The sequence below is a fragment of the Arthrobacter zhaoxinii genome (assembly GCF_024385505.1).
GTDB classification, from domain to species: domain Bacteria; phylum Actinomycetota; class Actinomycetes; order Actinomycetales; family Micrococcaceae; genus Arthrobacter_B; species Arthrobacter_B zhaoxinii.
The window spans coordinates 496775-522834 of sequence record NZ_JANFLT010000005.1 but is presented as its reverse complement, the minus strand read 5'-3'; the positions used below and the strand labels follow the sequence as shown (position 1 = coordinate 522834).

At 67.3% G+C, this 26060-nt stretch carries 25 protein-coding genes and 1 tRNA gene; 18 read left to right on the top strand and 8 right to left on the bottom strand.

The window, feature by feature from the left end; translation table 11 throughout:
- Positions 1–11 precede the first annotated feature (11 nt).
- A tRNA-Leu gene (locus tag NNX37_RS09790) sits at positions 12–93 on the top strand.
- A 62-nt stretch (positions 94–155) separates the two neighbouring features.
- On the opposite strand, the gene NNX37_RS09785 is transcribed toward NNX37_RS09790, so the two are convergent.
- On the bottom strand, positions 156–1094 hold the full coding sequence (locus tag NNX37_RS09785) for a 5'-3' exonuclease (RefSeq protein WP_255792319.1): 939 nt from the start codon (positions 1092–1094) through the stop codon (positions 156–158).
- Positions 1095–1217: 123 nt separating this feature from the next.
- Here NNX37_RS09785 and NNX37_RS09780 point away from each other — a divergent pair, with 123 nt between their 5' ends.
- Together NNX37_RS09780 and NNX37_RS09775 are read left to right on the top strand one after the other, a co-directional pair.
- A complete protein-coding gene (locus NNX37_RS09780) occupies positions 1218–1682 on the top strand; it encodes an NUDIX hydrolase (RefSeq protein ID WP_255792317.1) in 465 nt (154 codons plus the stop codon).
- The gene (locus NNX37_RS09775; RefSeq protein ID WP_255792314.1) at positions 1679–2143 is read left to right on the top strand and encodes an NUDIX domain-containing protein; all 465 of its coding nucleotides are present in this window, start codon (positions 1679–1681) and stop codon (positions 2141–2143) included. Before NNX37_RS09780 ends, NNX37_RS09775 begins: the two co-directional genes overlap by 4 nt.
- A 52-nt stretch (positions 2144–2195) precedes the next feature.
- On the opposite strand, the gene NNX37_RS09770 is transcribed toward NNX37_RS09775, so the two are convergent.
- A complete protein-coding gene (locus NNX37_RS09770; protein WP_255792313.1) occupies positions 2196–2567 on the bottom strand; it encodes a nuclear transport factor 2 family protein in 372 nt (123 codons plus the stop codon).
- A 169-nt stretch (positions 2568–2736) separates the two neighbouring features.
- Here NNX37_RS09770 and NNX37_RS09765 point away from each other — a divergent pair, with 169 nt between their 5' ends.
- From NNX37_RS09765 to NNX37_RS09755, 3 genes are read left to right on the top strand one after another with little or no spacing between them, the layout of a single operon-like run.
- The gene (locus NNX37_RS09765) at positions 2737–4131 is read left to right on the top strand and encodes a YhgE/Pip domain-containing protein (protein WP_255792310.1); all 1395 of its coding nucleotides are present in this window, start codon (positions 2737–2739) and stop codon (positions 4129–4131) included.
- A gap of 25 nt (positions 4132–4156) precedes the next feature.
- Entirely contained in the window at positions 4157–4474 is a 318-nt protein-coding gene (locus tag NNX37_RS16530; protein WP_308206311.1) for an FAD-binding protein, read from the top strand.
- Positions 4465–4587: a hypothetical protein gene (locus NNX37_RS09755; protein ID WP_255792307.1), complete on the top strand. Its 123-nt coding sequence runs from the start codon at positions 4465–4467 to the stop codon at positions 4585–4587. The genes NNX37_RS16530 and NNX37_RS09755 overlap by 10 nt, the downstream gene beginning before the upstream one ends.
- Before the next feature lie 17 nt (positions 4588–4604).
- On the opposite strand, the gene NNX37_RS09750 is transcribed toward NNX37_RS09755, so the two are convergent.
- Positions 4605–5270, bottom strand: coding sequence for a TetR/AcrR family transcriptional regulator (locus NNX37_RS09750; RefSeq protein ID WP_255792305.1), 666 nt, complete (start codon positions 5268–5270; stop codon positions 4605–4607).
- A 157-nt stretch (positions 5271–5427) separates the two neighbouring features.
- Here NNX37_RS09750 and NNX37_RS09745 point away from each other — a divergent pair, with 157 nt between their 5' ends.
- The 9 genes from NNX37_RS09745 (at position 5428) to NNX37_RS09705 (ending at position 16258) form a co-directional block, all read left to right on the top strand.
- Positions 5428–7578 (top strand): ABC transporter permease, encoded by a 2151-nt coding sequence (locus NNX37_RS09745; protein WP_255792303.1) that lies wholly within the window; start codon positions 5428–5430, stop codon positions 7576–7578.
- Between the two features lie 260 nt (positions 7579–7838).
- Entirely contained in the window at positions 7839–8777 is a 939-nt protein-coding gene (locus NNX37_RS09740) for an ABC transporter substrate-binding protein (RefSeq protein ID WP_255792301.1), read from the top strand.
- A gap of 2 nt (positions 8778–8779) precedes the next feature.
- Complete coding sequence (locus NNX37_RS09735) at positions 8780–10303, top strand: sugar ABC transporter ATP-binding protein (RefSeq protein WP_255792299.1); 1524 nt, start codon at positions 8780–8782, stop codon at positions 10301–10303.
- The gene (locus NNX37_RS09730; protein ID WP_255792298.1) at positions 10300–11331 is read left to right on the top strand and encodes an ABC transporter permease; all 1032 of its coding nucleotides are present in this window, start codon (positions 10300–10302) and stop codon (positions 11329–11331) included. The genes NNX37_RS09735 and NNX37_RS09730 overlap by 4 nt, the downstream gene beginning before the upstream one ends.
- The gene (yjfF, locus tag NNX37_RS09725) at positions 11331–12344 is read left to right on the top strand and encodes a galactofuranose ABC transporter, permease protein YjfF (RefSeq protein WP_255792297.1); all 1014 of its coding nucleotides are present in this window, start codon (positions 11331–11333) and stop codon (positions 12342–12344) included. Before NNX37_RS09730 ends, yjfF begins: the two co-directional genes overlap by 1 nt.
- A gap of 137 nt (positions 12345–12481) precedes the next feature.
- Positions 12482–13210, top strand: a complete 729-nt coding sequence (locus tag NNX37_RS09720; protein WP_255792296.1) for a M15 family metallopeptidase — start codon at positions 12482–12484, stop codon at positions 13208–13210.
- A 104-nt stretch (positions 13211–13314) separates the two neighbouring features.
- The gene (locus NNX37_RS09715; protein WP_255792295.1) at positions 13315–14475 is read left to right on the top strand and encodes an NAD(P)/FAD-dependent oxidoreductase; all 1161 of its coding nucleotides are present in this window, start codon (positions 13315–13317) and stop codon (positions 14473–14475) included.
- Positions 14409–15356 (top strand): RNA polymerase sigma factor SigJ, encoded by a 948-nt coding sequence (sigJ, locus tag NNX37_RS09710; protein ID WP_255792293.1) that lies wholly within the window; start codon positions 14409–14411, stop codon positions 15354–15356. Before NNX37_RS09715 ends, sigJ begins: the two co-directional genes overlap by 67 nt.
- A gap of 74 nt (positions 15357–15430) precedes the next feature.
- A complete protein-coding gene (locus tag NNX37_RS09705; protein WP_255792290.1) occupies positions 15431–16258 on the top strand; it encodes an SDR family NAD(P)-dependent oxidoreductase in 828 nt (275 codons plus the stop codon).
- A 122-nt stretch (positions 16259–16380) separates the two neighbouring features.
- Here NNX37_RS09705 and NNX37_RS09700 read toward each other — a convergent pair whose 3' ends face one another.
- Together NNX37_RS09700 and NNX37_RS09695 are read right to left on the bottom strand one after the other, a co-directional pair.
- Entirely contained in the window at positions 16381–16932 is a 552-nt protein-coding gene (locus NNX37_RS09700) for a DUF4334 domain-containing protein (RefSeq protein ID WP_255792287.1), read from the bottom strand.
- Positions 16933–16964: 32 nt separating this feature from the next.
- Positions 16965–17873 carry a sugar-binding transcriptional regulator gene (locus NNX37_RS09695; protein WP_255792833.1) on the bottom strand — a complete coding sequence of 303 codons (909 nt, stop codon included), beginning with the start codon at positions 17871–17873 and terminating at the stop codon, positions 16965–16967.
- 216 nt (positions 17874–18089) lie between these two features.
- On the opposite strand from NNX37_RS09695, the gene NNX37_RS09690 reads away from it, so the two are divergent.
- Entirely contained in the window at positions 18090–19865 is a 1776-nt protein-coding gene (locus NNX37_RS09690) for a glycerol-3-phosphate dehydrogenase/oxidase (RefSeq protein WP_407079951.1), read from the top strand.
- Positions 19866–20046: 181 nt separating this feature from the next.
- Complete coding sequence (locus tag NNX37_RS09685; RefSeq protein ID WP_255792285.1) at positions 20047–20724, top strand: maleylpyruvate isomerase family mycothiol-dependent enzyme; 678 nt, start codon at positions 20047–20049, stop codon at positions 20722–20724.
- A gap of 94 nt (positions 20725–20818) precedes the next feature.
- Here NNX37_RS09685 and NNX37_RS09680 read toward each other — a convergent pair whose 3' ends face one another.
- On the bottom strand, positions 20819–21433 hold the full coding sequence (locus NNX37_RS09680; protein WP_255792284.1) for a malonic semialdehyde reductase: 615 nt from the start codon (positions 21431–21433) through the stop codon (positions 20819–20821).
- A gap of 182 nt (positions 21434–21615) precedes the next feature.
- Positions 21616–22107 (bottom strand): CarD family transcriptional regulator, encoded by a 492-nt coding sequence (locus NNX37_RS09675; protein ID WP_255792283.1) that lies wholly within the window; start codon positions 22105–22107, stop codon positions 21616–21618.
- Between the two features lie 87 nt (positions 22108–22194).
- Here NNX37_RS09675 and hrpB point away from each other — a divergent pair, with 87 nt between their 5' ends.
- Positions 22195–24828 carry an ATP-dependent helicase HrpB gene (gene hrpB, locus NNX37_RS09670; RefSeq protein WP_255792282.1) on the top strand — a complete coding sequence of 878 codons (2634 nt, stop codon included), beginning with the start codon at positions 22195–22197 and terminating at the stop codon, positions 24826–24828.
- An 8-nt stretch (positions 24829–24836) separates the two neighbouring features.
- Here the strand turns inward: hrpB and NNX37_RS09665 are convergent, their stop codons facing one another.
- Positions 24837–26003: a cupin domain-containing protein gene (locus tag NNX37_RS09665; RefSeq protein WP_255792281.1), complete on the bottom strand. Its 1167-nt coding sequence runs from the start codon at positions 26001–26003 to the stop codon at positions 24837–24839.
- Between the last annotated feature and the right edge of the window lie 57 nt (positions 26004–26060).

The following is a 26060-nucleotide window of genomic DNA, read 5'->3' as shown; positions in this document are numbered from 1 at the left end:
ACGCGGCGCACGCCCGAATGGCGGAATTGGCAGACGCGCTGCACTCAAAATGCAGTATCGAAAGGTGTGTGGGTTCGAGTCCCACTTCGGGCACCGTTTTTGCTGCTTCTCGAAACACCCCCGGTCTGCGGACCGGGGGTGTTTTGTTTTGGGTCCTACTTGTACCGGTCAAACGCCTCGAGCAGCCGCGTCACGGACCCGCCCAGGTTCCATTCCGTACCCAGCTTCTCCAGTTCGGCGCGCTCGTCGCCGGTGGTCGGGTGCAGCTCGGCGCCGGCCTTTGCCGGGGTGGGCAGCTCGAGGTCCCGGACCACCTTCACGACCTTCGGGGCGACCGCCAGATAGTCGGCGGCCTTGGCGAGCTTGGAGCGCACGGGGGATGAAAGGCCGCTGTCCGGGTCCTCCGCAGCCTCCAGCAGGGAGTCGAGGGTGCCGTACTCGGCCAGCAGCGACGCCGCGGTCTTCTCGCCGATCCCGGAGACGCCGGGGAGGCCGTCCGAGGCATCGCCGCGCAGGGTCGCGTAATCGGCATACTGCCCGGGCAGCACCCGATACTTCGCCACCACCGACGCGTCGGTCATCACGTCCAGGTTCTTCATGCCGCGGGCGGTGTAGATGACGCGGACGTCCCTGTCGTCGTCGATTATCTGGAACAGGTCACGGTCACCGGTGACCACGTCCACGGGCATGGATGCGGTGGACGCGTAGGTGCCGATCACGTCGTCGGCCTCGTGTTCGGCGGCCCCGACGACGGCGATGCCCGCCAGCTCCAGCGTCCGGCGGATCATCGGGAGCTGGGCCTCGAGGGGATCGGGGACGGTTTCGACGTCGGGGTTGCCGTTCACTTCTTCGGCCACCCGATGCGCCTTGTAGGTGGGGATCAGCTTTACCCGCCACCGGGGGCGCCAGTCGTCATCCCAGCAGGCGATCAGATGGGTGGCTTCGTAGTCGGTGGTGAGCCGGGCGATCATGTCCAACAGGCCGCGCACGGCGTTGACCGGGGTACCGTCGGACCGGCGGATGCTGTCCGGCACCCCGTAGAAGGCACGGAAGTACAGCGATGCGGTGTCGAGGAGCATAAGGCGCTGGGTCATAGGGCCGATCCTTGCACGGATCCGGCCGTGATGGGCAGCGGCGGCCGGGTCCGGCTCGGTTAGGCTGAAGCCCCCTGCCTTCCACCGAGGAGTAGAAGTCCGTTGACCGTCCGGTTCCAAGTTGTGCCCGCCAGTTACCTCCTGTTCCAGCGCAGGGACGAAGTGCTGCTGCAGCTGCGGCAGGGCACCGGCTATCTCGACGGCTACTGGGCGACGGCGGCCGCCGGCCACGTGGAAGCCGGGGAGTCAGCGGTGCAGGCGGCCGTGCGCGAGGCGTGGGAGGAACTGGGCATCGAGGTAGCCCCCGGCGACGTTGTACCCCTGACCTCCATGCATCGGAGCAACGGCGGCGGGCAGGCCGTGGATGAGCGGGTGGACTTCTTTTTCCTGTGCAGCGCGTGGCAGGGGGAGCCGCGGATCATGGAACCCGGCAAGGCGGCCGGGCTGGAATGGTTCTCCCTCGACGACCTGCCGGACGCCGTCGTGCCGCATGAAAGGTATGTCTTCGAGCGGCTGCGGACAGGCCTGCCGCCGATTGTCACTTTCGGGTTTGCGGACGCCGGCACCGGCGACGGCCCTCGGCCATGATCACGAGTGCGGGGATCCTGCTGTACCGGCGGACTGCGGCGGGGGTCGAGGTGTGGATCGGCCACATGGGCGGACCGTTCTGGGCGCGGAAGGACGAGCACGCCTGGTCTCTTCCCAAGGGGGAGTACCTGCCGGCCGAGGAACCGCTGGCCGCTGCGCTGCGGGAGTTCGCCGAGGAGATGGGGACTGAGGCGCCGGAGGCCGAGTATGTGCTGCTGGGCAGCTTCCGGCAGTCGGCGCAAAAAACCGTCACGGTGTTCGCCGCGGAGGCGGACTTTGCCCCGGAGCGGATTGCCAGCAACACGTTCGAGCTGGAATGGCCCAGGGGCTCGGGCAAGGTGCGCGAGTATCCGGAGATCGACCGGGCCGGCTGGTTTCCCGAGCCCGCTGCCCGGACGAAGCTCGTCAAGGGGCAGGCACAGGTGCTGGATGCACTGCTTCGGGTGCTGGGGGAGGCGTAGCGGAGTTATTCGGGGCGGGTAGTTGCCGGGACGCCGCGGCAAGCTCAAGGAGCTAGTGCGTGACCGTGGTCTGCTGGTACAGGGCCAGCCGGAGCTGCCCGTCGAGGAGGCAGTAAACGCTGGACATCAGCGCCTCGAACGGCTCCTGCCCGTCGCGGTGCGCCGTCGCACGGTAGACCAGCGCTGCTGCCCCGGCGCCCGCCGCCACCAACCGTTCATCCGTGATGCGGTAGGAAGACCACGGCGGCGCCGCATTGAGGGAAACGGCGATAGCCGGGCGGTCCAGCACCATGCCGTTGACCAGGACCATCATGGCGTCCGGAGTCATAAGCTCCCCGTAGAAATCGCCGCCCTGTCCGTGGCACAGCGACTGCCAGCCTTCGTGTTCGAGCCGGAGCAGGCTGGCAAGGGTGAGGTCATCCACATCCCGAGGCTAGCTTCACGCGCCCCGCCCGGCAACGGGCGAGGTGAGGGCACGGGTATCGGCCATCCTGACGCAGCCGGGCGCAGCGCTATATCCGCAGCCCCCGCGCCGCGGTTACCCTCGAACGGTAGGACGCATCCGCGCTCAGGCTCAGCTGAGAGGTCAGTCCATGCCCGCACATTCAGAAACTCCCCGGCAACGGGAGTCCCGACCCGCAGCGCGTTCGGGCACCTACGCGTCACCCCGGTTCTGGCTGCTGCCGCTGCTGGTGCTCCTCCTCCTGGGCGGCGCCGGGACCGCCCTGTACATCGGCGGACTCGGCAGCCCGGGGGATCATCTGAAGCACTTTCCGGTGGCCGTGGTCAACGAGGACCGTGGTGCGACGCCGGCCGACGGCGGAAGCCCGCAGAACCTCGGGCGTAACATCACCGACCAGATGCAGCAGGGCTTCTCCGAGTCGGACGAAATCGACCTCCGGGTCCTGTCCCCGGACGAGGCCGAAGAGCAGCTGCGCAAGGGACAGATCCATGCCGCCGTCCTCATTCCGGAATCCTTCTCAGCCGATGCGCTGGGGCTGGTGAGCGGTGCATTGAGCGACACGGAAGCTACGCAGCCGTCCATCACCGTCTACACAAATCCACAGGCGGGGCCCCTGGCCAGCAGCCTGGCCACGTCCGCCGTCGACCCGGCCCTGGAACGTGCGAACACGGGCCTTGGCGAGCAACTGACTTCGGCTGCCCAGGCGGCACAGGGCGAAGCCCGGGCCGAGCAACAGCGCGAACTCGGGGAGCTGGGCCTGCCGGCACAGGTGCAGCAGCAGGTGGCGCCAACTGTTGACGGCACATCGGCTGACCTGCTCCGGGCACCGATCTCCGTCACCACCACCGCCTATGAAACCCCGCCGGAAGGGACGGCCCTGGGCATGGGGGCGTTCTTCTATTCGGTGCTGCTGATGGTGGTGGGAGTCAGCGGCTCCGTGGCCATCCACTTCCTGGTCGACTCGCGGCTCGGGGTGGCGCCGGTGGAAATGGGGCCGCGCTTCGCGCTGGGCCCGCGGCTGCAGCCGGCCCGCTGGAAAACCTATCTGATCAAGTGGGGCATCGTGGTCCTGGGAGCGCTGCCCACGGCGGGGCTGATGATGTGGGTGGCCTCCGCCGTCGGAATGCCCATCCCGCACGGGGGCTGGTTCTTCCTCACCACCTGGCTGTCCATTGTCACGGTCTCGGCGGTGACCACGGCGCTGATCACCCTGTTCGGCAGTATCGGCATGGTGCTCTCGCTGATCTACGTGGTGTTTATGGGCCTGCCGGCCGCCAGCGGAGTGGTGCCGCTGGAGGCGCTGCCGGGGTTCTTCACCTTCATCGCCCGCGCCGAGCCGCTGTACCACATGACCACGGCGAACCGGGCGGTCCTGTACTTTGACGCCCAGGCCGACGCCGGACTGCAGAGCGGGATTATCGGCATGCTTATTCTCATCCTGATAGCAGTTGCGCTGGCTCTGGTCTTCGCGGTGCTTTATGACCGGATGTTCGGCCGCCGGAAGGCCGAGCTGGTCCCGGCGTGATTCTCGAAGCCCCCAAGGAGCGGACATGGCAACCGGCGAGTACGACGTCGTGGTGGTCGGCGGCGCGGCGGCAGGCCTGAGCGGAGCCTTGATCCTGGCGCGTGCCCGCCGGTCCGTTGCGGTGGTCGACTCGGCAGATCCGCGCAATGCCCCGGCAGCCCACGTGCACAACCATCTGGGACGTGAGGGTGCCTCGCCGTCGGAGCTCGCCGGCGTCGGACGCGGTGAGATCACCGGCAGCGGTCCACCGGAACAGCGGTGCCGGCGGCGGACCCGACCGGGGCCACTGCTGTTCCCGGGGTTTATGCCGCCGGAAATATGGTGGTCCCGTCGATGCAGGTGACCGGAGCGGCAGCGGCAGGGCTGGCGGCAGGTGCGGCGGTCAACGCGGACCTGATCGCTGAAGAGACCGAACGTGCCGTCACCGAATCCACGTCACGCCGGCTCGCCGGGTAGTCCCGGAGCAGGCCGCACTAGAGCAGGAAGACCGGGGAGGGCTGCGTCATGAAGTCGCCGGGATGGGTCACCGGGGCGGACAGCATCCCCGCGCAGGAATCGATGAGGAAGTAACCCACCCCGATCCAGTTCGGGGTCTCCGCTCCGTCATGGATGCGCGACTCGTACTCGGCGCAGACCCCGATGATCATGCTGCCCAGGATCCACGACCGGCCGTGGAGCACGGAGGCGGGGATGTCGCCCACGGCGGCAGCAGTACGGCGGATGAGGTCCTCCGTGACGGGGCTGGCGACGGCCGTCCGGTTCAAGAGGGCCTTCATGGAGGGCACCGCGCGCATCTGATGCAGGAAACGCGCCCGCCAGCTCGGCACCGGAAGGGATGCCAGATGGTCCACCCAGGGCAGGATCAGGCAGGCGAGAAGATCGTGGAGGGCGGCGCCGTCGTCGTCGAGCTGTTCGGTGAGCGCTGCGCGGCGCCGGTGGGTGTCTTCCAGATGGCGGGTGATCAGGGCTTCCAGCAGTTCGTCCCGGCCGCCGAAATGGTAGGCGACGGCGGAATGGTTGGCAGTGCCGGCATGCTCGGCAATGCGACGGTTGGACACGGCGTCGATGCCGTAGCGGGCAAAGAGCTCCTCGGCGGCATCGAGCAGGGTTTCGCGTGCCTTCTCGCCGTGCTGTCCCATATGTGATCCCTTGCGTCGGCGTTACTGCGGCTTCGATTACCTAATTTACGCCACATGGCGTAATTTTGACGAGTCGGTCCCACAGACCCCGCCTTGACGATCGCGTCGACGCGCACTTCGCACCATCACCCTTGAATTCAGCTACAGGAGCACGTCCTTGACCAGTACTTCCCCGACATCCCCGGGCTCTCCGCCGGATACGGATCCGACCGGCGAAACCCAGGCTCCGGATGCCGCGGACCTTGCCGCGGCAAAGCGCGCAAAGGCAGAGAAGATCGGCCGCTACGTGGCGATGTTCCTGATGCCGCTGCTGATGGTCTCCATGCTGGTGGGCGGTTACCTCGCTGCGATGCATGCACCGACACCGAACGACATGCCCATTGCCGTCACCGGCGAGCAGGCAGAACCCTTTGCGGACTCCCTGGAAGCTGCCGATCCCGACGCCGTCGACGTCCGCGTGGTCGGTTCCGACGCCGAGGCACGCCAGCTGATCCTGGACCGGAAAATCTCCGGTGCAGTGTCGCTTACCGAAGGCACCGCGTCGGTGTACACGGCAAGTGCCGCCGGCGCCTCGCAGTCCAGCACCGTGACGGCACTGCTGGCCCCGCAGGTTCTTGAACAGGGCCTGACCCTGCAGTCCGAGGACCTCGCTCCGCTGCCCGACCACGACATGGCCGGCCTGGGCGCAATGTTCCTCACGACCGCCCTGCTGCTTGCCGGCTACATGCCGCTGAGCCTGGTCCTGTCCAACTCACCCGAGTTGCTTCGGTTCCGCCGTTTTGTTCCGCTGCTGGCCGGATGGGCCGCGCTGATTGCCGGCCTGGTCTGGGCCGTCACGGGTCCGATGCTCGGCGTTGTGGAAGGACACTCCGCCGCCGTGCTGGGCGTGTCCTGGCTGACGGTCTTCGCCGTCGGCAGCGTCCAGCTGTTCCTGACCCGGATCCTGGGCCCCATGGCCGTGCTTGCCGGCATGCTGTTCCTCATGGTGCTGGGCGTTCCGGCATCCAACATGAGCATGTCCGTGCACACCATGCCGGGTCTCTACCCGTATCTGCACAGCTTCCTGCCCGCGGCCGCCACCGGTGAGTCGCTGCGGTCCTTCCTGTACTTCGACGGCAACGGCGCCGGGCCCCATCTGCTGGTGCTCGTGATCGGTGCCGTGGCAGCGCTGCTGCTCACCCTCATCCTCGATGCGGTCAAGCGCCGCCGCAAGCCGAACGCCGCTCCGCCGGCAATCAACGTCGCCTCGCTGCACGGCGGACCGCGCCCGAAGACCCGCCGCTGGCGCTACGGCACCCTGGCCTTCTTCCCGCTGGCCATGGTCACGATGATGCTCTCGTTCATGCTGGGCGCAATGTACGAACCCACGCCGCGCGACATGCCTGTCGCCGTCGTCGGCTCCACCGCCGAACAGGCAGAACAGGCCGTCGCCGGCCTGGACGAAAACATGTCCGGCCTGTTTGACCTCCGTGCCATGGATTCCGCCGACGAGGCACGCGGCCAGGTGCAGGACCGGACGGTGGTGGGCGCCTACGTCCTGCCCTCGGCCGAAAACCCCGCCGCCACGCTCATCACCAACCAGGCAGCGGGCATGAGCCAGCAGCAGGTGCTTACGTCCGTGTTTGGTCAGGTGGCCGCAGGCCAGCAGATGGAACTGACGCAGGACAACGTGGCCCCGCTGAAGGATTCCGACTCCATGGGCATGGCCACCATGTACCTCGCCATGGGCTGGATCATGGCCGGCTTCATGATCATCGTGGTCGGCTCGACGGCGGCTCCGGCCAGCCGTCCGCTGCGTAAACTGATCCCCATTGTCGCGGCCTGGGCCGTCGGCATGTCGGCCTTCCTCTGGGTCATCGCCGACGTTTTCGTCGGGGCGATCGACGGGCACTTCCTGCCGCTTTGGGGAGCCGGCGCCGTCGCGATCTTCTCCATGGCCATGTTCACCGCGGTCTTCGAACGGTTCATGGGCATGCTCGCGATCCTTCCGGTGATCGGCATCCTGATGTTCCTCGGTGTGCCGGCCTCCGGTGCGGCCATGTCCATCTACATGGAACCGGAGATCTTCCGCTTCCTGCATGAGGTGCTGCCGATGCCGGCCGCGGTGGAATCGATCCGCTCGATCCTCTACTTCGGCTCGGACACCGTCTGGTCCCATCTGGGAACCCTGGGCATCTGGGGTGCGGTGTCGCTGGCCGTGGTTACGGTTATCGACCACTTCAAGCCGCCGCGCACCGAGAGCCACCCGGTGGACACGACCCCTGCTGCGCACGGGCCGAAGCACGCCAAGGTGCCGGCCGGCGTTTAGCCGGCACGCAAGGAGCCATCCGTCCATGGGCCGCTGCAGTTGCAGCGGCCCATGGCTGTTTAATGCTGAGGGCGGCCCGGACTTTCGGGGGATGGCAGGAAGCGCCCGATATCGGAACTACCCTTGACCTCAGCAATGTGAACGGTAACACTACCGCCAGGGCATGGCGCCCACGCAGCAATGAAGGTGCGTTTTCCCTGGCTGCGGACTGACTTCAGGAGGCAGCAGTGTTTCGGAAATCCCTTACAGTGGTTCTGGCCGTGTCAGCCCTCGGTCTCGCTGCCTGCGGCGGCGGCTCCGATAGCGGGAACGATGCGGAGGACGGCATCACCATGGGCTTTGCCCAGGTAGGCGCCGAGAGCGGCTGGCGGACGGCCAACACCAAGGACGTGCAGGACGCCGCGAAGGCCGCGGACGTGGACCTGAAGTTCACCGACGCCCAGCAAAAGCAGGAGAACCAGATCAAGGCGATCCGCTCCTACATCCAGCAGCAGGTGGACGTGATTGCCTTCTCGCCGGTGGTCGAATCCGGCTGGGACACCGTCCTGAAGGAGGCCAAGGACGCCGACATCCCCGTGATCCTCACCGACCGTGCCATCGATTCATCGGACACGACCCTCTACACAACCTTCCTGGGGTCGGACTTTGTCAAAGAAGGCAAAACGGCCGGGGAGTGGCTCGTCGAAGAAAGCGCAGCCACCGACGGGCCCGTGAACATTGTGGAACTGCAGGGAACCACCGGTGCCGCCCCGGCCCTCGACCGGAAGGAAGGCTTCGAAGCGGCCATCGCCGCGGATCCGGACCTGAAGATCGTCGAGTCCCAGACCGGCGATTTCACGCGCAGCGGCGGCAAGCAGGTGATGGAGGCATTCCTGAAGAACACCCCGGACATTGACGTGGTCTACGCCCACAACGACGACATGGGACTGGGCGCCATCGAAGCGATTGAGGCTGCGGGCATGGTGCCCGGGGAAGACATCAAAATCATCACCGTGGATGCGGTCAAAGACGGCATGACCGCCCTCGCAGACGGCAAAATCAACTTCATCGTCGAATGCAATCCGCTGCTGGGCGAGCAGCTGATGGACCTCGCCGAGAAGGTGGTCAACGGCGAAGACGTCCCCGCCCGCGTGGTTGTTGAAGAAACTGCATTCACCCCTGAGCAGGCGAAGGAAGCCCTGCCCAACCGCAAGTACTAACCATGGAAGCAATCTCTCCCGTGGTGGAAATGCGCGGCATCACCGTCGCATTTCCGGGCGTGAAGGCTCTGGACGGCGTGGACTTTCGCCTCTTTCCCGGGGAAGTCCACGCCCTCATGGGCGAAAACGGGGCCGGTAAATCGACCCTGATCAAAGCCCTCACGGGGGTTTACCGGACCGACGGCGGTTCCATCACCGTTGCGGACCGGCCCCGGGAGTTTGCCACGCCGTCGGCAGCACAGGAGGCGGGGATCAGCACCGTCTACCAGGAGGTGAACCTGTGCCCGAACCTGACGGTCGAAGAGAACATCCTCCTGGGCCGGGAACCCCGGAGGTTCGGACACATCCGCTGGAAAGAGGTCCGAAGGGCAGCCCGTGCCGTCCTGGCGCAACTCCAACTCGGCCACATCGACCCCGGCTCCGTGCTGTCCACCCACTCCATAGCCATTCAGCAGCTGGTGGCCATCGCCCGTGCCGTCCAGATCGACGCGAAGGTCCTGGTCCTCGACGAACCCACCTCGAGCCTGGACGCGGACGAGGTGCAGCAGCTCTTTGACGTGGTCCGCGCCCTCCGGGACCGCGGCGTCGCCGTCCTGTTCGTTTCGCACTTCCTGGAGCAGGTCTACGACCTTTCCGACCGCATGACCGTACTCCGGAACGGCAAACTGCTGGGGGAGTACCGGACGGCCGAACTGCCCCGCATGGAACTGATCAAGAAGATGATCGGCAAGGACCTGGAAGTCCTGGAGGAGCTGGACCGCGGGGACATCCGGCCGGCAGCTGGCGACCGGGACAGCCGGCCGGTGCTGCAGGCAGAGAACCTGGGGCGGAAAGGGTCGGTGGAGAACGTCACGGTCTCGATCGGCCCGGGGCAGATCCTTGGCCTCGCCGGCCTGCTGGGGTCCGGGCGCACGGAAACGGCGCGGCTGCTTTTCGGGGCGGACCGCGCGGACATCGGCAAACTCCGGATCCGCGGCGCGGAGCGCTCCCTTCGCAGCCCCCGTACGGCCATCGAACAGGGCATTGGTTTTTCTTCGGAGAACCGCAAGGAAGAGGGCCTGGTGGGCGACCTTTCCGTCAAGGACAACATGGTCCTGGCCATGCAGGCGCGAAAAGGATGGCTTCGGAAAGTTCCCCGCCAGCTGCAGGACCAGCTGGCGGACAAGTTCATTGAAACGCTGGATATCCGGCCCGCGAACAAGGACGCACTGATCCGCGACCTCAGCGGCGGTAACCAGCAAAAGGTGCTCCTGGCCCGCTGGCTGATCACCAACCCGGCGCTGCTCATTCTCGATGAGCCCACCCGCGGCATCGACATTGGCGCCAAGACGCAGATCCAGATGCATATCAGCAGCTTGGCCGACCAGGGCATGTCCATTGTCTTTATTTCCGCGGAACTCGAGGAAGTGCTGCGCCTCAGCGACCACATTGCCGTCCTCAAGGACCGCAGGATGGTCGCTGACCTGCCCAACCAGGGAGTCAGCATGGAGGATGTCATGACGATTATTGCCGGGACAGGCGAATGACCGGGGTACTCAGGCACCGGCTGCTGTGGCCGGTCCTGGCCCTTGTCCTGCTGCTGCTGCTCAACCAGGGATTCCGCAGCGACTTCCTGCTGGTCCGGGTTCAGGACGGCCACCTGTACGGCAGCCTGATCGATATCCTGCGCAACGGTGCGCCCACCCTCCTGATTGCCCTGGGCATGACGCTCGTGATCGCGTCGCGGGGAATCGACCTCTCAGTGGGGGCCGTGGCGGCCATTGCCGGCGCCGTCTCCTGCACCTACATCTACAACTCGGACAATCCGGGATCGTTCTCGACGGCGGCCACCGCCGTCGCCATCGCGGTGGCCGCAGGGCTGGCGCTGGGTGCCTGGAACGGGCTGCTGGTCTCCATCATCGGCATCCAGCCCATCATCGCCACGCTGGTGCTGATGACGGCGGGCCGCGGCCTGGCCCAGCTCGTGACCGACGGACAGATCATTTCCGTCTCCAACGAATCCTTCCACGCGATCGGAGCGGGGTTCTTCCTCACCCTGCCCATTTCCATCCTCATTGCCGCACTGGCCTTCGCCGGGGCAGCGCTGCTGACCCGGCGAACGGCACTGGGAACACAGATTGAATCGGTGGGCATCAACCCCCTGGCGAGCCGGCTGGCCGGCCTCAGCGCACGGCGGATCCTCTGGATTGTCTACATCTTCAGCGGCTTCTGCGCCGCCGTCGCCGGGTTGATGATCAGTTCCAACGTCACCGCTGCCGATGCGAACAACGCCGGGCTCTTCATCGAGATGGACGCCATCCTCGCCGTCGTCATCGGCGGCACCTCGCTGGCCGGCGGACGCTACAGCCTCGTGGGCACCCTGATCGGGGCCCTCATCATCCAGACCCTGACCACCACTGTCTACACGCTCGGCATTCCGCCCGAGGTGACCCTGGTCTTCAAGGCGCTCGTGGTCATCCTGGTGTGCCTGCTTCAGTCCCCGAAGGCGCGGACACTGCTGCGGCGACGCAGGCGTCCGGCTCCGGCACTTCCCGCAACGAAGGCGGCGCTCTGATGTCAGTCCTCACCAGTCCCTCCGCCCCGGCCACGCGGCAGCGCATGAGCCGGCTGCAGGGCAAGGCCAAATACGCCCCCACCGCGGCGACCATCGCGTTGTTCTTCGCGATGTTTGCCGCTGGATCCCTGATCTATCCGGGGTTCTTTTCCGGACAGGTGTTCCTGAACCTGCTGATCGACAACACCTTCCTGATTGTGCTGGCCGTGGGGATGACGTTTGTCATCCTGACCGGGGGGATCGACCTGTCCGTGGGGTCGGTTGTCGCGCTTTCCATGATGATCGCCGCCGCCCTGCTGCAGGCCGGCTGGAACCCTTTCGCCGTGATCGCCGTGGTGCTGCTGACCGGCGCAGCATTCGGGCTGGCCATGGGCCTGGTGATCCAGGTGTTTGAAATCCAGCCGTTTATCGTCACACTGGCCGGCCTGTTCCTGGCCCGCGGGCTGTGTTACGTGATCAGCCTCGACGCCATCACGGTCACCGACCCCTTCTTCACCTCCATGGCGCAGGCACGGATCCCGCTGCCGGGCGACATGTTCGTCTCGCCCGGCGTCATCATTGCCCTCCTTTTCGTGGCCGGCGCGTTCTACCTGCTTCACCACACGCGTTTCGGCAGGACGGTTTACGCAATCGGCGGGGGAGAAGCCTCGGCAAGGCTGATGGGGCTGGCCGTGCCCCGGACCAAAGTGCTGGTCTATACGGTCAGCGGGTTTTGCTCCGCCACGGCCGGCATCCTCTTTTCCTTCTACAGCCTCTCCGGCTACAGCCTGGCCGCCCAGGGGATGGAACTGGACGCCATTGCCGCGGTGGTGGTCGGGGGAACCCTCCTGACCGGCGGTTACGGGTATGTTGTCGGATCCCTGGCCGGGGTGCTGGTGCTGGGCATCGTCCAGACGTTCATCTCCTACCAGGGGACCCTGAGTTCCTGGTGGACGCGGATAGTCATCGGCGCGCTTCTGCTGCTGTTCATCCTGCTGCAGAAGGTGTTCTCCCGGAAAACGAAGCTCACCTAGCTTTTACGGCGGGTTCCGCGGAGGGGCTCTGTGGAACGGAAAAGGATCGGCCGCCTAAATTTATCGTGGGCTTTTGAGGGAAACAAGGTTTTTGCAGGGCCCCTGCCTATGGGAAAGTGGACGGGGAGGGAAACACCATGCCGCGCCAGCACATCACCGCACACATCGCCATCCTTGGCTGCGTGTGCCTCGGGCTCCAGGCCTACCTCTTCCATCTCGACCAGCCGGTCTCGGCCGGAACGACTCCGGCTGCCGGACAGGATTTCGACTCCCCGGCCAGCGTCTTTGTGGTCGTCAACAAGGAACGTCCGCTCCTGGACCCCGCCTATGCGCCCGGGGACCTGGCCGACGCCGGCGGCGTGGCACTGCGCCGGGAAGCCTCCGATGCGTTTGCCCGGATGACAGCCGATGCCGCCGGGGCCGGCGTCACCATCACCGCGGTGAGCGGCTTCCGGACGGCCGAAGCCCAGGCCGCGCTGCACGCCGATTATGCCGGGCGCTACGGATCCGCCCTGGCTGAATCGATTTCCGCCCAGCCGGGCCACAGCGAGCACCAGACCGGGCTGGCCGTGGATATCGGCGCCGCCGACGGGGCGTGCTCCCTGCAGGCCTGCTTCGAGGGGACGGGCGCCGGGGCATGGGCAGCGGCCAACGCCCATCGGTACGGGTTCATCATCCGCTACCCGGCAGGTGCCGAGCACGTCACCGGCTACGCGTACGAGCCTTGGCATCTTCGCTATGTGGGTCCCGCTGCGGCCGGGACGATCCACGACGCCGGCATCACGCTGGAGCAGTATGCCGGGCTGTACCACCCGCCGGGAACGCCGGCGCCGCCGCCGCACCCGTCGCTGGACCCCCTGCCGTAGGTTCGGAGTAATTTCCCCGTACCCGGTCACAACGCGTTCCCGGGCGGTGTCCTATGTGCAGCCGGCGCGGAAGCCGGAAGCGACGGATATCAGGGAGTGCACTCATGGGCACCACAGCAGTCATTCTGGGCGGGGGATACGCAGGGGTCATGGCCGCCAACCGGCTCGCCGGAAGCGGCAGGCCGGGACTCGACGTCGTCCTGGCCACCCCGGAGGAAAGGTTCGTGGAGCGGATTCGGCTTCACGAGTACACGGCCGGCACCCGTGCGGACGCCACCGTTGATTTCACATCGATCCTGCATCCGGCCGTGCGGCGGATCACCGACCGTGCGGAGCGGATCCTGCCGGGGGAGCGGACTGTGCAGCTGGCCGGCGGGGGAACCCTTACGTACGACTATCTGGTGTACGCCGTGGGCTCTTCCGCGGCGGCGGCACCGGACGGTGCAGTGCGGATCGAACAGCTCAGCGGGGCAGCGGCGGCTCGCCGCCGGCTTGGAGAACTTGCGTCCGGGGCACATGTAGCGGTGGTGGGCGGCGGGTTGACCGCCGTGGAGACTGCCGCTGAAGCCGCCGGGTCCTATGCCCACCTCCAAGTCAGCCTGCACAGCGCCGGTCCCGTGGTTCCTCGGCTGCGCACACAAACCCGCCGGTCCGTGGAGAAGAGCCTGCGCCGGGCCGGAGTGAAACTGCACAGCGGCACGCCGGTGCCTGCCGACGGCGACGTGCGGACGGTGCTGGGTGCCGACGTCGTGCTGTGGTGCGCCGGGTTCGGGGTGCCCGGACTGGCCAGGGAGAGCGGGCTCCCGGTGGACGACGGCGGGAGGCTGCATGTGGATCCGGCGCTGCGGGTACGCGGCCAGGACCGCATCTACGGAGCCGGCGATGCCGCGGTGATCGACGAACCCTTCTACGACTACCTCCGGATGTGCTGTGCGGCTGCCTTGCCGATGGGAGCCGACGCTGCGGGAAACATCCTCCGGGCACTGGACGGGGACGACGGCGTGCGGCACGACAGCGGATTCCGCGGCCTGTGCATTAGTCTGGGCCGCAGCGACGGAGCGGTGCAGTTCCTGTCCGCCGACGATTCTCCGACCCGCTTTCACCTGCACGGCAGGACGGCGGCCGTCCAGAAGGAAATCATCTGCCGGATGACACTGCGGTGGATCCGCGGTGAAGCCAAACGAAGCGGAGCATACACATGGCCAACAGGTCCGCAGGTGGGCAGGGCGACGACGGCGGGTCCCGTGCCGATGACACGCAGGTGAGCGGTGCGCGGGCTGGCCGTGACGCCGAATTCCTGAGGCACCGCGGGATTGTCTTCACCATTGCCTATGACGTCCTCGGCACCGTGGCCGATGCCGAGGACGTGGTGCAGGAGACCTATCTCCGGTGGCGTGCGGTGCAGACTCCAGTGGAAAACCCACGGGCCTACCTGGCCCGCACCGCCTCCCGCCAGGCACTGAATTCCCTCCGCACTGCATCCCGGCGGCGGGAGGACTATCCGGGCGAGTGGCTGCCCGAACCGCTGCCTACCGGACCCGCGCGGCTGCCGGCGGATCCGGAGGCAGCGGCCCTGACCGCCAGCGAGGTGTCGACGGCCATGCTGGTACTCCTGCAGACCCTGAGCGGGCCGGAGCGGGCCGCCTTCATCCTGCACGAGGTCTTCGACTTCGGATATCCGGAGATTGCTGCGACCCTCGAGATGGGCGAGCCCGCCGTGCGGCAGACGGTTCACCGGGCGCGGACCCGGCTGAAATCGGGCACGCCCCGGACTGCGCCGGACACCGGCGAGCACCGCGCCGCCGTCGAACGTTTCCTGACCGCCACCATGACTGGACAAGTGCAGTCCCTGCTGGAGGTGCTGGCCCCCGACGTGGTTCTGGTATCCGACGGCGGCGGTAAGGTCAGCGCCGCGCTGCGTCCGGTCCACGGGCCGGAGAAGGTGGCGCGCCTGATGATCGGGCTGGCGGACAAGTACGGCGCCGGGTCCGTCCCCGAATTCGTTGAACTCAACGGGCTGCCGGCGGTCGCGTTCCGGGAAGACGGCACTGTGACCACTGTGTTCCAGCTGGAACTGGCGGATGGCCGGGTGCAGGCGGTGTACGCGGTGCGCAACCCGGACAAGCTGATCCGGCTCCAGGGCTAGACTCCGCAGCACCCCCGGCTAAGGTGGGAACGGTGTTGCCGCTCACGGCCGCGCTCTGAGGAAAGCAGGATTTTGTGTCTCCCAAAACCATCGTGATCACCGGCGCCAGCGACGGAATCGGTGCCGCTGCGGCAAGGCGGCTGACCGAAAACGGGCATCACGTCGTGGTGGTGGGACGGTCGCCCGAGAAGACCGCCGCCGTCGCAAAGGATACGGGCGGCGAGTATTTCCTGGCCGACTTCGCGGACCTGGGCAGCGTGCGGACCCTGGCTTCGGAACTGCTCCAGCGTTACCCGCGCATTGACGTGCTGGCCAACAACGCCGGCGCTGTTTTCGGCAATGTCCGCCAGGTCACCGGGGACGGACACGAGATGACGTTCCAGGTGGACTACCTCGCGCCGTTCCTGCTCACCCAGCTGCTGACCGACCGGCTCCTTGAATCCAAGGGCACGGTCATCAACACTTCCAGCATGGCCAACCGGCTGTTCGGCAACGTGGACCTGGACGATCTGGAGAATGAAAACGGGTACAACCCCAGCAAGGCCTATGGAAACGCCAAGCTGGAGCAGATCCTGTTCACGGAGGAGTTCGACCGCCGCTACCGCTCGCACGGGGCAACTTCCACCGCCTTCCACCCGGGCGTGATCGGGTCGAGTTTCTCCAGCGCGGAAGGATCGGCAATGCGTGCGGTCTATCAGTCGCCGCTGCTGCGCAGGCTGCTGCCGACGCCGGAAAAGGGTGCCAGGACGCTGGTCTTCCTGGCCGAGGGAACCCCGGGAACGGACTATCCCACCGGCAAGTACTTTGTCCGGAGCAAGGTGGCTAAGCCCAACAAGCAGGCCGGGGACGCCGCGCTGGCTTTGGGCCTCTGGAACCGTTCGGTGGCAATGCTCACAAAGTGACCGGGGTTGTTGGTCGGGATGACGGGCCGGGTCTCAGGCTGATTCATAGTGCAGTAGATGTCGCCTGGCCGGTCGGCAGGCAGCACTTACTGCACTATGGATGCGGCATCGCGTGCGTACAGCTAGTCCCGCCGCAGGGCGAAGAAGAACGGAGCCCCGGGACCGCGGAGGTCCATGGCACCGAGCACCGTGCGTGCGTCGACCCGGCGGAAAACGTCCAGGACCGGCAGGGCGTCGTAGATCATTGACGCGCTCAACACCCCGCGGTACTCGGTCATCCGCAGCCGGGCGCCGGGCCGCCGGGTCCGCGCCGCCCGCAACGCAGGGCGTACAGCTGCCAGCACGTCAGGCTTCCGCAGCAAGGGGCCGAAACGCAGCACCGCAGAAAGCGGAACCAGCGCCGGATTGACGTTGAACACGCCGCCGCCGGAACCGGAGAAAACCAGTGGGAACACCTCCTCCGCGCCGTCGAACCGCTTTCCGTACCAGCCCAGCGGCTCCAGCAGGCCGGCCAGCCGGTGCCCGGTGGGCACTTCCGTGCCCCGCCAGGAACCGTTCAGTTCCGGCACCTGCACCGGAGGCAGGGAATCGAAGAAGGCCAGGGCGGTGCCGGCGTCGGTCCCGGCCTGCAGTTCCTGCAGCCGAAGCACAGCGGGGTCGGGTTCATTGGCCACGCGGGTTCCTCCTCGATCAGTTGGAACGGCGCCTACGACGACGCCAGCCGCCGCGCGGAGTTCTCGTCCAGGATCAGGTCCGTGACCAGTCCCGCACGCAGGGCACCCAGCAGGCTGGTGGTTTTGGTTTCCCCGGCCACCACACAGATCCGGCGGGGGACCTGCCGCAGTGTGGAAAGGTCGGGACCGGTGCTGCGGTGATTGAGCTTGATCCCGTCCCAGGTGCCGTCGGCCCGGTAGAACATGGTGGCGACGTCGCCCACCACACCCTCGGACATCAGCTCATCCAGGTCTTCTTCATCGAGGTAGGCACCGTTGTAGACGTGGCTGGGCACCCCCGCCTCCATGGAACCGACCCCGAAAATGGCGGTGTTCATCCGGGCCTGCAGATCCAGCACCCGCTTCACAGGGCGTTCCCGCCACATGGCCTCCTTGGTCTCGGCATGGTCGAAAAAGGCCGGGACGGGGAACTGGACCACGCGGGCACCGTACGCGTGGCCGAAACGCTGCAGGATCTCGCTGGCGTAGGTGATGCCCGAGGTGCGGAAGTTCCCGGCCCCGTTCATCTGCACGATGGTGCTGTCATGCGTGTTCTTGATGGGCAGGTGCTGGCTCACCGCCGTCAGTGTGGAGCCCCAGGCGACGCCGATGATCGCGTCCGAATCGATGAGCGGACCGATCAGGTGGGCGGCCTGGACGGCGACCCGCTGCAGGGCCTGGGCTGGCGAGACTGTTTCGGCAACGGGGACCACATGGGCCTGGATGCCGAAGCGGGAGGCGATCTCCTGTTCCAGCGCCGGGGCCCGGTCCGAGGGGTTGCGGATCTCAATCCGGACCAGGCCGGTGCTTCGGGCATAAGAGAGCAGCCGGGACACCGTGGAGCGGGAAATCCTCAGTTCCCGCGCAATGGCCTCCATGGTCAGGCTCTGCAGGTAGTACATCTGCGCCGCCCGCAGCGCATCCCGGTCGCGGCTTTCCTTCTCGCCCGCTCCCGGCCCGGTGCCGGAGGGGTCCGGGAACCTGCCACTGACACCAATGTTCATTTGCCGTCCATCGACACAGCTGCGTACTCCATGAATCCATTATCGCAGGGTGCACGTATGTGCATTGGTTGGGCCCCTGGAGCCGCAGGCTTCGACCATTGAGTAGATATGGCAATGCAGCCACAGAAGCGTTTGGAGAGATACGTGGACAATTCCGTGAACCCCAGCAAGGCAAAGACCGCCGCCCGGACCCGTCCGGTGGTACAGCAGCTGAAGGACCGGCCCAAGGCCTCAGTGCTGATCATCGGCGGCGGCATCAACGGCGTCGGCACCTTCCGGGACCTGTCGCTGCAGGGAGTGGACGTAGCCCTCGTAGAGCGCGGGGATTACTGCCAGGGCGCCTCCGGTGCGTCGTCCCACATGATCCACGGCGGCATCCGCTACCTGGAGAACGGCGAGTTCCGCCTCGTGCACGAGTCCGTCGTCGAGCGCAACGCCCTGCTCCGTCTGGCACCGCACTACGTCAAGCCGCTGCAGACCACCATCCCGATCACCACCACCTTCTCGGGCATCACCGCTGCTCCGCTGCGCTTCCTGACGCACAAGCAGGGCAAGCACACCGAGCGCGGCGCCGTGCTGATCAAGGCCGGCCTGCTGATGTACGACTTCTTCTCCCGCGGCGGCCGCGTGGCCCCCAAGCACAACTTCGTCGGCAAGAAGAAGTCCCTGCAGGAACTGCCGAAGCTCCGCCCGGACGTAAAGTACACCGCCACCTACTTTGACGCCTCGGTGCACAACCCCGAGCGCCTCACCCTGGACGTGCTGCGCGACGGCCTCGAAGCCAACCCGCAGTCCCGCGCCAGCAACTACGTCAGCGCCGTCGGCACCACCGACGCCGGCACCGTGCTGCGCGACGAAGTCACCGGCGAAGAGTTCGTCTTCGACGCCGACGTCGTCATCAATGCCACCGGCGCCTGGGTCGACGAGACCAACGATTCCTTCGGCAAGCGCACCAGCTTCATGGGCGGCACCAAGGGCTCGCACATCGTCCTGGACCACCCGGAACTGCTGGAAGCCTGCGCCGGCCGCGAAATGTTCTTCGAGCACACCGACGGCCGCATCGTCCTCATCTACCCGATGGGTGACCGCGTCCTGGTGGGCACCACGGACATCGACGCCGACATCAACGAGGCCTCGGTCTGCACCGACGAAGAGATCGAGTACTTCTTCGAGCTCATCGCCCACGTCTTCCCCACGGTTGACGTGCGCCGCGACCACATCGTGTACACCTTCTCCGGTGTCCGCCCGCTGCCCAAGCACGACGACACGCAGCCCGGCTTCGTATCCCGCGACTACCGCGTGGAAAAGCGCTCGGACTACCGCGGCGGCCGCAGCGTCACGAGCCTGTCGCTGGTCGGCGGCAAGTGGACCACGTTCCGTGCCCTGTCCGAGACGCTGGCAACCGAGGCAATGACTGCCCTCGGCGTGCCGCGGAAGACGACGACGGCGGAACTCCAGATCGGCGGCGGCAAGGACTTCCCGCGCACCGAGGCTGAGGAGCGCCTGTGGGTCAACCGCATGGCTTCCGACGTAGCCGACCGGGACCGCGTCCGCGTCCTGCTGACCCGCTACGGCACCCGCGCCGTCGACGTCCTGGAGTTCCTGTCCCAGGGCGGGGACCAGCTGCTGGCCTCCACCAAGGAGCTCAGCACCCGCGAGCTCACCTACATGGTGGAGAACGAGCAGATCACGCAGCTCGCCGACATCCTGATCCGCCGCACCTCGCTGGCCTTCCGCGGCCTGGTATCCGAGGAAATGCTGACCGAGCTGGCGGACCTGCTGGCTCCGCAGCTGGGCTGGGACGACGCCGAAACGCGCCGCCAGGTCGAGTTCGCGCACAACCTGCTGGTCACCATGCACGGCATGAAGATCCCGGCGCTGGCTTCCTAATCCCGGAGTAAAGCCAAGGGATAAAGCATTAAAAACAGAGGACGGACACCGATACGGTGTCCGTCCTCTGCTGCGTTTGCGTCCGCTTCGGCCGAGGGCCATCCCTCGGGACCCGCCGGAACGCCGAACCGATGTGCGCACGTCCTTGAGATGCTTGCCGACAGCTGGCACCATCTGCTCTGTGACGGGGTTTAGAGCAGGAGCCGGCGAGAAGGCGGACGTGACGGCGCAGCGGCGAAGTGCCCTGTGGCCGCTGGTTCACGCGGAGCGGCGGGCGCTGGCGGACGACCTCGGTGAGCTGGACGCCGAACAGTGGCGACACGACACCCTGTGCGGAGAGTGGAACGTCGAAGAAGTGGTTGCGCACCTGATTGCCGCAGCAAGCGTGAACCGGTGGCAGTGGTTGCGCAGCATAGCCGGCGCAGGCTTCCGGCCCGACGTGCACAACCAGCGGCGGATGGACCAACACCGGGGTGTGGATCCGGCATCTACTTTGAGTCGGTTCCGTGCGGTTATCGGCAGTACGACGGCGCCCTCGGGCCACATTCCAGCGTATCTGGGCGAGGTGGTGGTCCACAGCCAGGACATCCGCAGGCCGCTGGGCCTTCGCGGGCAGCCCAGTGTTGAGGCGTTGACCTCGGTTGCCGGGTTTTTCGCCGGACGGGACTTTGCCGTGGCCAGCCGGACGCATATCGCGGGACTGTACCTGCGCGCCGATGACGGACCGTTCACCACGGGCAGGGGCCCGCTGGTTACCGGACCGACCCTGGCCCTGGTGATGAGCATGGCAGGCCGGCCGGCATACCTCGACGACCTAAGCGGCCCAGGCGTTCCGACGCTGCGGGAACGGCTGAACTAAGCCACAGCGCCGACAGCCGGCGCCACCTGCTCGGTGGCGAGGTTCACCAGCGACCGCCACCCCGGTGGCATGGGTGGCGGCGTTTTTCTGCGGCCTAGAGTTCGGTGGTCGCCGTCGCGTAATCCAGCCGAGGCAGGCGGGGGTGGCGCGGCTCGCCGGCAGGCACACCGATATTGACAACGAGGAAAGACTGCAGGTTCCGGCCCGCGTGCAGATCAGCGTCCAGTCCGGCGGCGTCGAAACCGCCCATCGGCCCAGCGGCAAGGCCCAGTGCACGAACTGCCAGGAGGAAGTAGCCGGCCTGCAGATGTGCGTTGTCATTGCCCATCACGGCACTCAGCTCCGGGTTGGCGGCAAAGACTGCACCCTGCTGCGGAGCCGGCGGGAAAACGGTGGGGAAGTGCTCAGGCCAGGCGCGGTCGAAGCTCAGCACGGCAACCATGGGAGCGGCAGCGGTCTTAGCCCTGTTGCCTTCTGCCATGTGCTGCACCAGCCGCTGCCGAGCCGCGGCAGAGCGCACCCAGGTGATCCGCAGCGGCTGGATGTTCATCGCCGTCGGGCCCATCTTGGTCAAGTCGTAGATGGACTGCAGCTGCTCGTCTGTGACAGCAGCCGAAGTGAATTCCGAGACCGTGCGCGCGTCACGGAAGAGGAGGCCGAGGGCTGCGGCATCGATGGCGGGGATGGATTCCAGAGTGCCGTCGTTCATACGCAGCACACCTCCTTGGGGTAACGGTTCGTGTCCCTAGACACTTGACGCTTCAAGTAAACCCCGTGGAGGGCGGAACGAGGGCGGCATCGACGGTGATGTCCCTCACACGTCTGGGTGCACGGAGGCAGTAGAAACGGCACATCCCGAAGGATGTGCCGTTCTGTACCGGACAGATACGTCTAGGCGACGGCGGTGGACGGACGCCACACAGCGTCGAGTTTCTCCCCGGCTGCTCCTTCGGAGAGCCCAAGCGACAGCGAGATTTCTGTCAGCAGGGGCCGGCGGGCATGCCGGAGCATCTCCCGCTCGGCCTGCGAGAGACCGCGGTCCGCCTCGCGAAGCATCAGGTTGCGGACCACGGCGGCTATCACCATCGGATCACCGGTGGCAATCTTCTCCGCGTTGTCCTTGTACCGGCGGGACCATTGGGGGTCTTCCTTGTCCGCCGGAGCGCGAAGGACGCCAAACAGGGTGTCGAGTCCCGTCCGGTCCAGGACCGGGCGGAGGCCGACGTGGTCCACCTGGTCAACGGGCACCCAGACCATCAGGTGGGAGGACTGGACCTCCAGGACAATGCAGTTCTTCTGCATGCGCGGATGGGTTTGGAAAGAGCTGACAACGGCGGGGCCGTGATGGGGGTGGACCAGGATCTGGCCTTTGGAAAATGGCAACTGCTACCTCCAGGGAAGAGGAAAGGCAGGGGCGAGTGACGAGACCCTTAACATTTTACCGCTTCCGGCAGGAGGCAGAATGGAAGAGTGACTTCTCCGGCCTCTCCGCACCCAACCGACCCGCCCTTCGACCTTGCGGGCATCGGCCGCGGACTGGTTTTTGCCGAGTCGGTCCCGCAGCTCGCGGCGGTGCTGGGCGGCGGTGCCGGTGATACGCGGGGCGGCACCGCCGTCGTCCAGGCGCCGCCGGGAACCGGCAAGACCACGCTGGTGCCGCCGCTCGTGGCGAATATCCTTGCCGGCGGCGGGACCCGCCCGCGGGTGGTGGTCACCCAGCCCCGCCGCGTGGCCGTCCGCTCGGCGGCCCGCCGGCTCGCAGCCCTTGACGGCACTGCCCTCGGCGGACGGATCGGCTACACGGTCCGGGGCGAGAGCCGCACCGGCCCTTCCACGCTGGTCGAATTCGTGACCCCGGGCATCCTGCTGCGCCGCCTGCTGGCAGACCCGGGCCTCGAAGGAACCGCCGCGGTCATCCTGGACGAGGTCCACGAACGCGGCCTGGAAACGGACCTGCTCCTCGGCATGCTCACCGAGGTCCGCCAGCTGCGCGAAGACCTGACTCTCGTCGCCATGTCCGCCACCCTCGATGCGCCGCGTTTTGCCGCACTGATCGGGGCGCCCGACGGCGGCGGACCGGCTCCCGTCGTCGGCTGTCCCTCGGCGCTCCATCCGCTGGAAACCGTCTGGGCGCCCCCGCCGGTGCCGCGGCTCGACGACCGCGGAGTTACCCGCGGCTTCCTGGACCATGTCGCGGACACCGCCCTGGCCGCACACTTACGGGCCGTCAGCAGGAACCCCGGGACCGATGCCCTGGTGTTTGTGCCCGGTGCACGCGAGGTGTCCACTGTGGCAGGCCGGCTGCGTTCGCGGGTGCCGGCCGGAACGGAAGTCCTCGAGCTGCACGGGCAGATACCTCCGGCCGAGCAGGACCGGGCGGTCTCCGGCCGCGGTCCGGGCGAGCCGGCCCGCATCATCGTGTCCACGTCCCTGGCGGAGTCCTCGCTGACGGTGCCGGGCGTGCGGCTGGTCATCGACTCGGGTCTGGCCCGGGAACCGCGCCGGGACGCGCTGCGCGGCATGTCCGGCCTCGTCACCCTGTCCTGTTCACGCGCCTCCGCCGAGCAGCGGGCCGGCCGCGCCGCCCGGCTCGGCCCCGGAACAGTGGTCCGCTGCTACGACGACAAGGCATTCGGTGCTGCACCCGCACACCAGACGCCGGAAATCGCCGTCGCCGACCTCACCGCGGCGGCCCTGGTGCTGGCCTGCTGGGGTGCACCTGCGGGTGAAGGCCTGTCCCTGCCCGATGCGCCGCCGCCGGCGGCCATGCGGGACGCCGCCGAAGTGCTGCGCGGGATCGGCGCGGTGGACGCGAAGGGGCAGGCGACGGCCCGGGGCAAGGCCCTCGCACACGTACCGGCCGATCCGCGGCTGGCCCGCGCCCTGCTCGACGGCGCCGGTGCGGTGGGCGTTCGAACTGCGGCCGAAGCCGTTGCCCTGCTCGCGGGGGACATACGGGCACCCGGAGCGGACCTGACCCGCCTGCTCGCCGGGCTGCGGACCGGCCGCGATCCCGGGGAACGGCGCTGGTCCGACGACGTCCGGCGGCTGGAGCAGCTGGCCCGCCGGGAGAAGGGAGATGCGCCGGCCGCGGCGCAAGTTTCCCACGGCGAAGCCCTCGGATACGTGATTGCCCTGGCGTTCCCGGACCGGATTGCGCGGCGCGTTCCCGGCTCAGGTCCCGAGCGGTACCTGCTGGCCTCCGGAACCCGCGCCGGACTTCCCTCCGGCAGCTCCCTCACAGGCTCTGACTGGCTGGCCGTCGCCGATGTCGCCCGGGCCGAGGGGCGCGACGCCGCCGGCACAGGTGCTGTCATCCGGGCCGCCGCACCCCTGGCCCTGGACACCGCGGAAGCGGCTGCCGAACACCTCGTGACGGATGCGGTGGAGGCAGACTTCGCCGGTGGCCGGGTCACCGCTCGCCGGGAACACCGGCTCGGTTCGATCCTGCTTGGCTCCACCCCGGTACGTCCGTCCGCCGAGGAGGGACGCGCCGCCGTCGCCCGCGCCCTGACGGCACGGGGCCTGGACCTGGTCGGTTTCTCGGGCGGCGCCGATGCCCTGCGCCGGCGCCTGGCCCTGCTGCGCCGGGAACTTGGGGATCCGTGGCCGGACGTCAGCGAGCCGGCCCTGCTCGCCCGGCTGCAGGACTGGCTCGCTCCCGAGCTGGACGCACTGGCGCGCGGCGCATCCGCCAACAGCATCGACCTCACCGATCCGCTGCGGCGCCTGCTGCCCTGGCCGGAGGCATCCCGGCTGGGCAGCCTGGTCCCGGAGCGGCTTGAGGTTCCCAGCGGTTCCCGGGTCCGCATCGACTACCCGCCGGCGGAGGACGACGGCGGTCGGCCGGTGGTTGCGGTGAAGCTGCAGGAATGCTTCGGCTGGGCCGAAACGCCGCGGCTGGTGGAGGGGCGGGTGCCGGTGCTCTTCCATCTGCTGTCCCCGGCCGGCCGGCCCCTGGCTGTTACCGATGACCTGGCGTCCTTCTGGTCCGGTCCTTATGCCCAGGTTCGGGCCGAAATGCGCGGGCGGTATCCCCGGCACCCGTGGCCGGAGGATCCGTGGTCGGCCAAGGCCACCGCCAGGACAAAGGCACGGATGTAACCCCGGCGTTAGCGTGCCGACGCGCTGAAGAGCTGTGCCGAGCCCTCGACGTCGGCCGTGGTCGGGTCGCCCAGGTAGAGCATGCTCGCGCCCTGCTCCAGGAACGTGCTCACGTCGCCCACCGTAACCACCGCTCCGCCCAGTGCGGCAAGCACAACGGTGAAACGTTCCAGCGGGATGGATGCTGTGCCGCCGTCGATCACCGTCCGACGCAGGTCCAGATCGTCGCTCCAGAGCGGAATACGTTCCTGGCACTCAGTGATGCGGGCCACCTCCAGGGGAGCCGGACCGGGCTGGCCGCTGCCCAGAATCTGCTGCAGCTCGGCGATGTCTACGTAGTCCTTGGTCAGCCCTGCCTTCAAGGCATTGTGCGAGAGGCCCATCACCACCATCGCCTGCCCGGACAGATAGGAGTGAAGGCAGCCGGCAGGCGTGACCATTGCCTGCCCCGGGGCCAGCTTGATGAGGTTCATGCAGATGGCTATGAGGATCCCGCGGTCGCCGGGGAAAAGCGGCGCCAGCCGGCGGAAGACGGCAGCAGCATCTGCGGCAAGACCCTCGGTTTCCGTCACGGCGGCCAGGGCAGCCTCGGTTTCCCGGAGTGCCCGGGCAACCTCGGACGGCTCCATGCGGAGGAGAGCATGCACCGGCATCTCGTGGCGGAACGTCAGCAAGGCGTGGAGCCACGGAAGGTCGACTCCGTCGGCAATGGTCCGCAGTTCTTCCCTGGTGCGCTGTCCGGACAGCACGCGCAGGGGAGTGATTGCCACCGCCACTTCGAACTTGGCGTACCGGTCCTTATAGTTCCGGTTTCCTGCGCCCAGGGGGACCCCGCGGGTCTGCTCACGAACGTAGCCGGCCAGCGCCTGGTCCGGCTGCGGGTGCAGTTGGATGGACTTGGGTACGTCCGCGTCCATGAGGTGCATCCGGAAAGGGATAGGGCGCACCGGCAGTGCCTCCGGAGCGGTGAAATGGCGCGGGTGTGCTGCAATGAGCCGATCGAGGGCCCCGGGCAGGTCATCGGGATCCCAGGCAATGACGGCACCGGTAGCGGAAGGAGCGCTGTGCCGGTCATCTTTTCCGTGCTGCACGGCTGTGCCGGCATCACCCTTCAACGCGTTCACCGCAGCGGAAGGATTGTGGGTTTCCCTCACCACTCCGTAGACGGCAGTCATGGATGCAGCGCCCCCTTCGGGACGGCGGAAGGAGCTAATGCAACGGGGGAGAAGAAG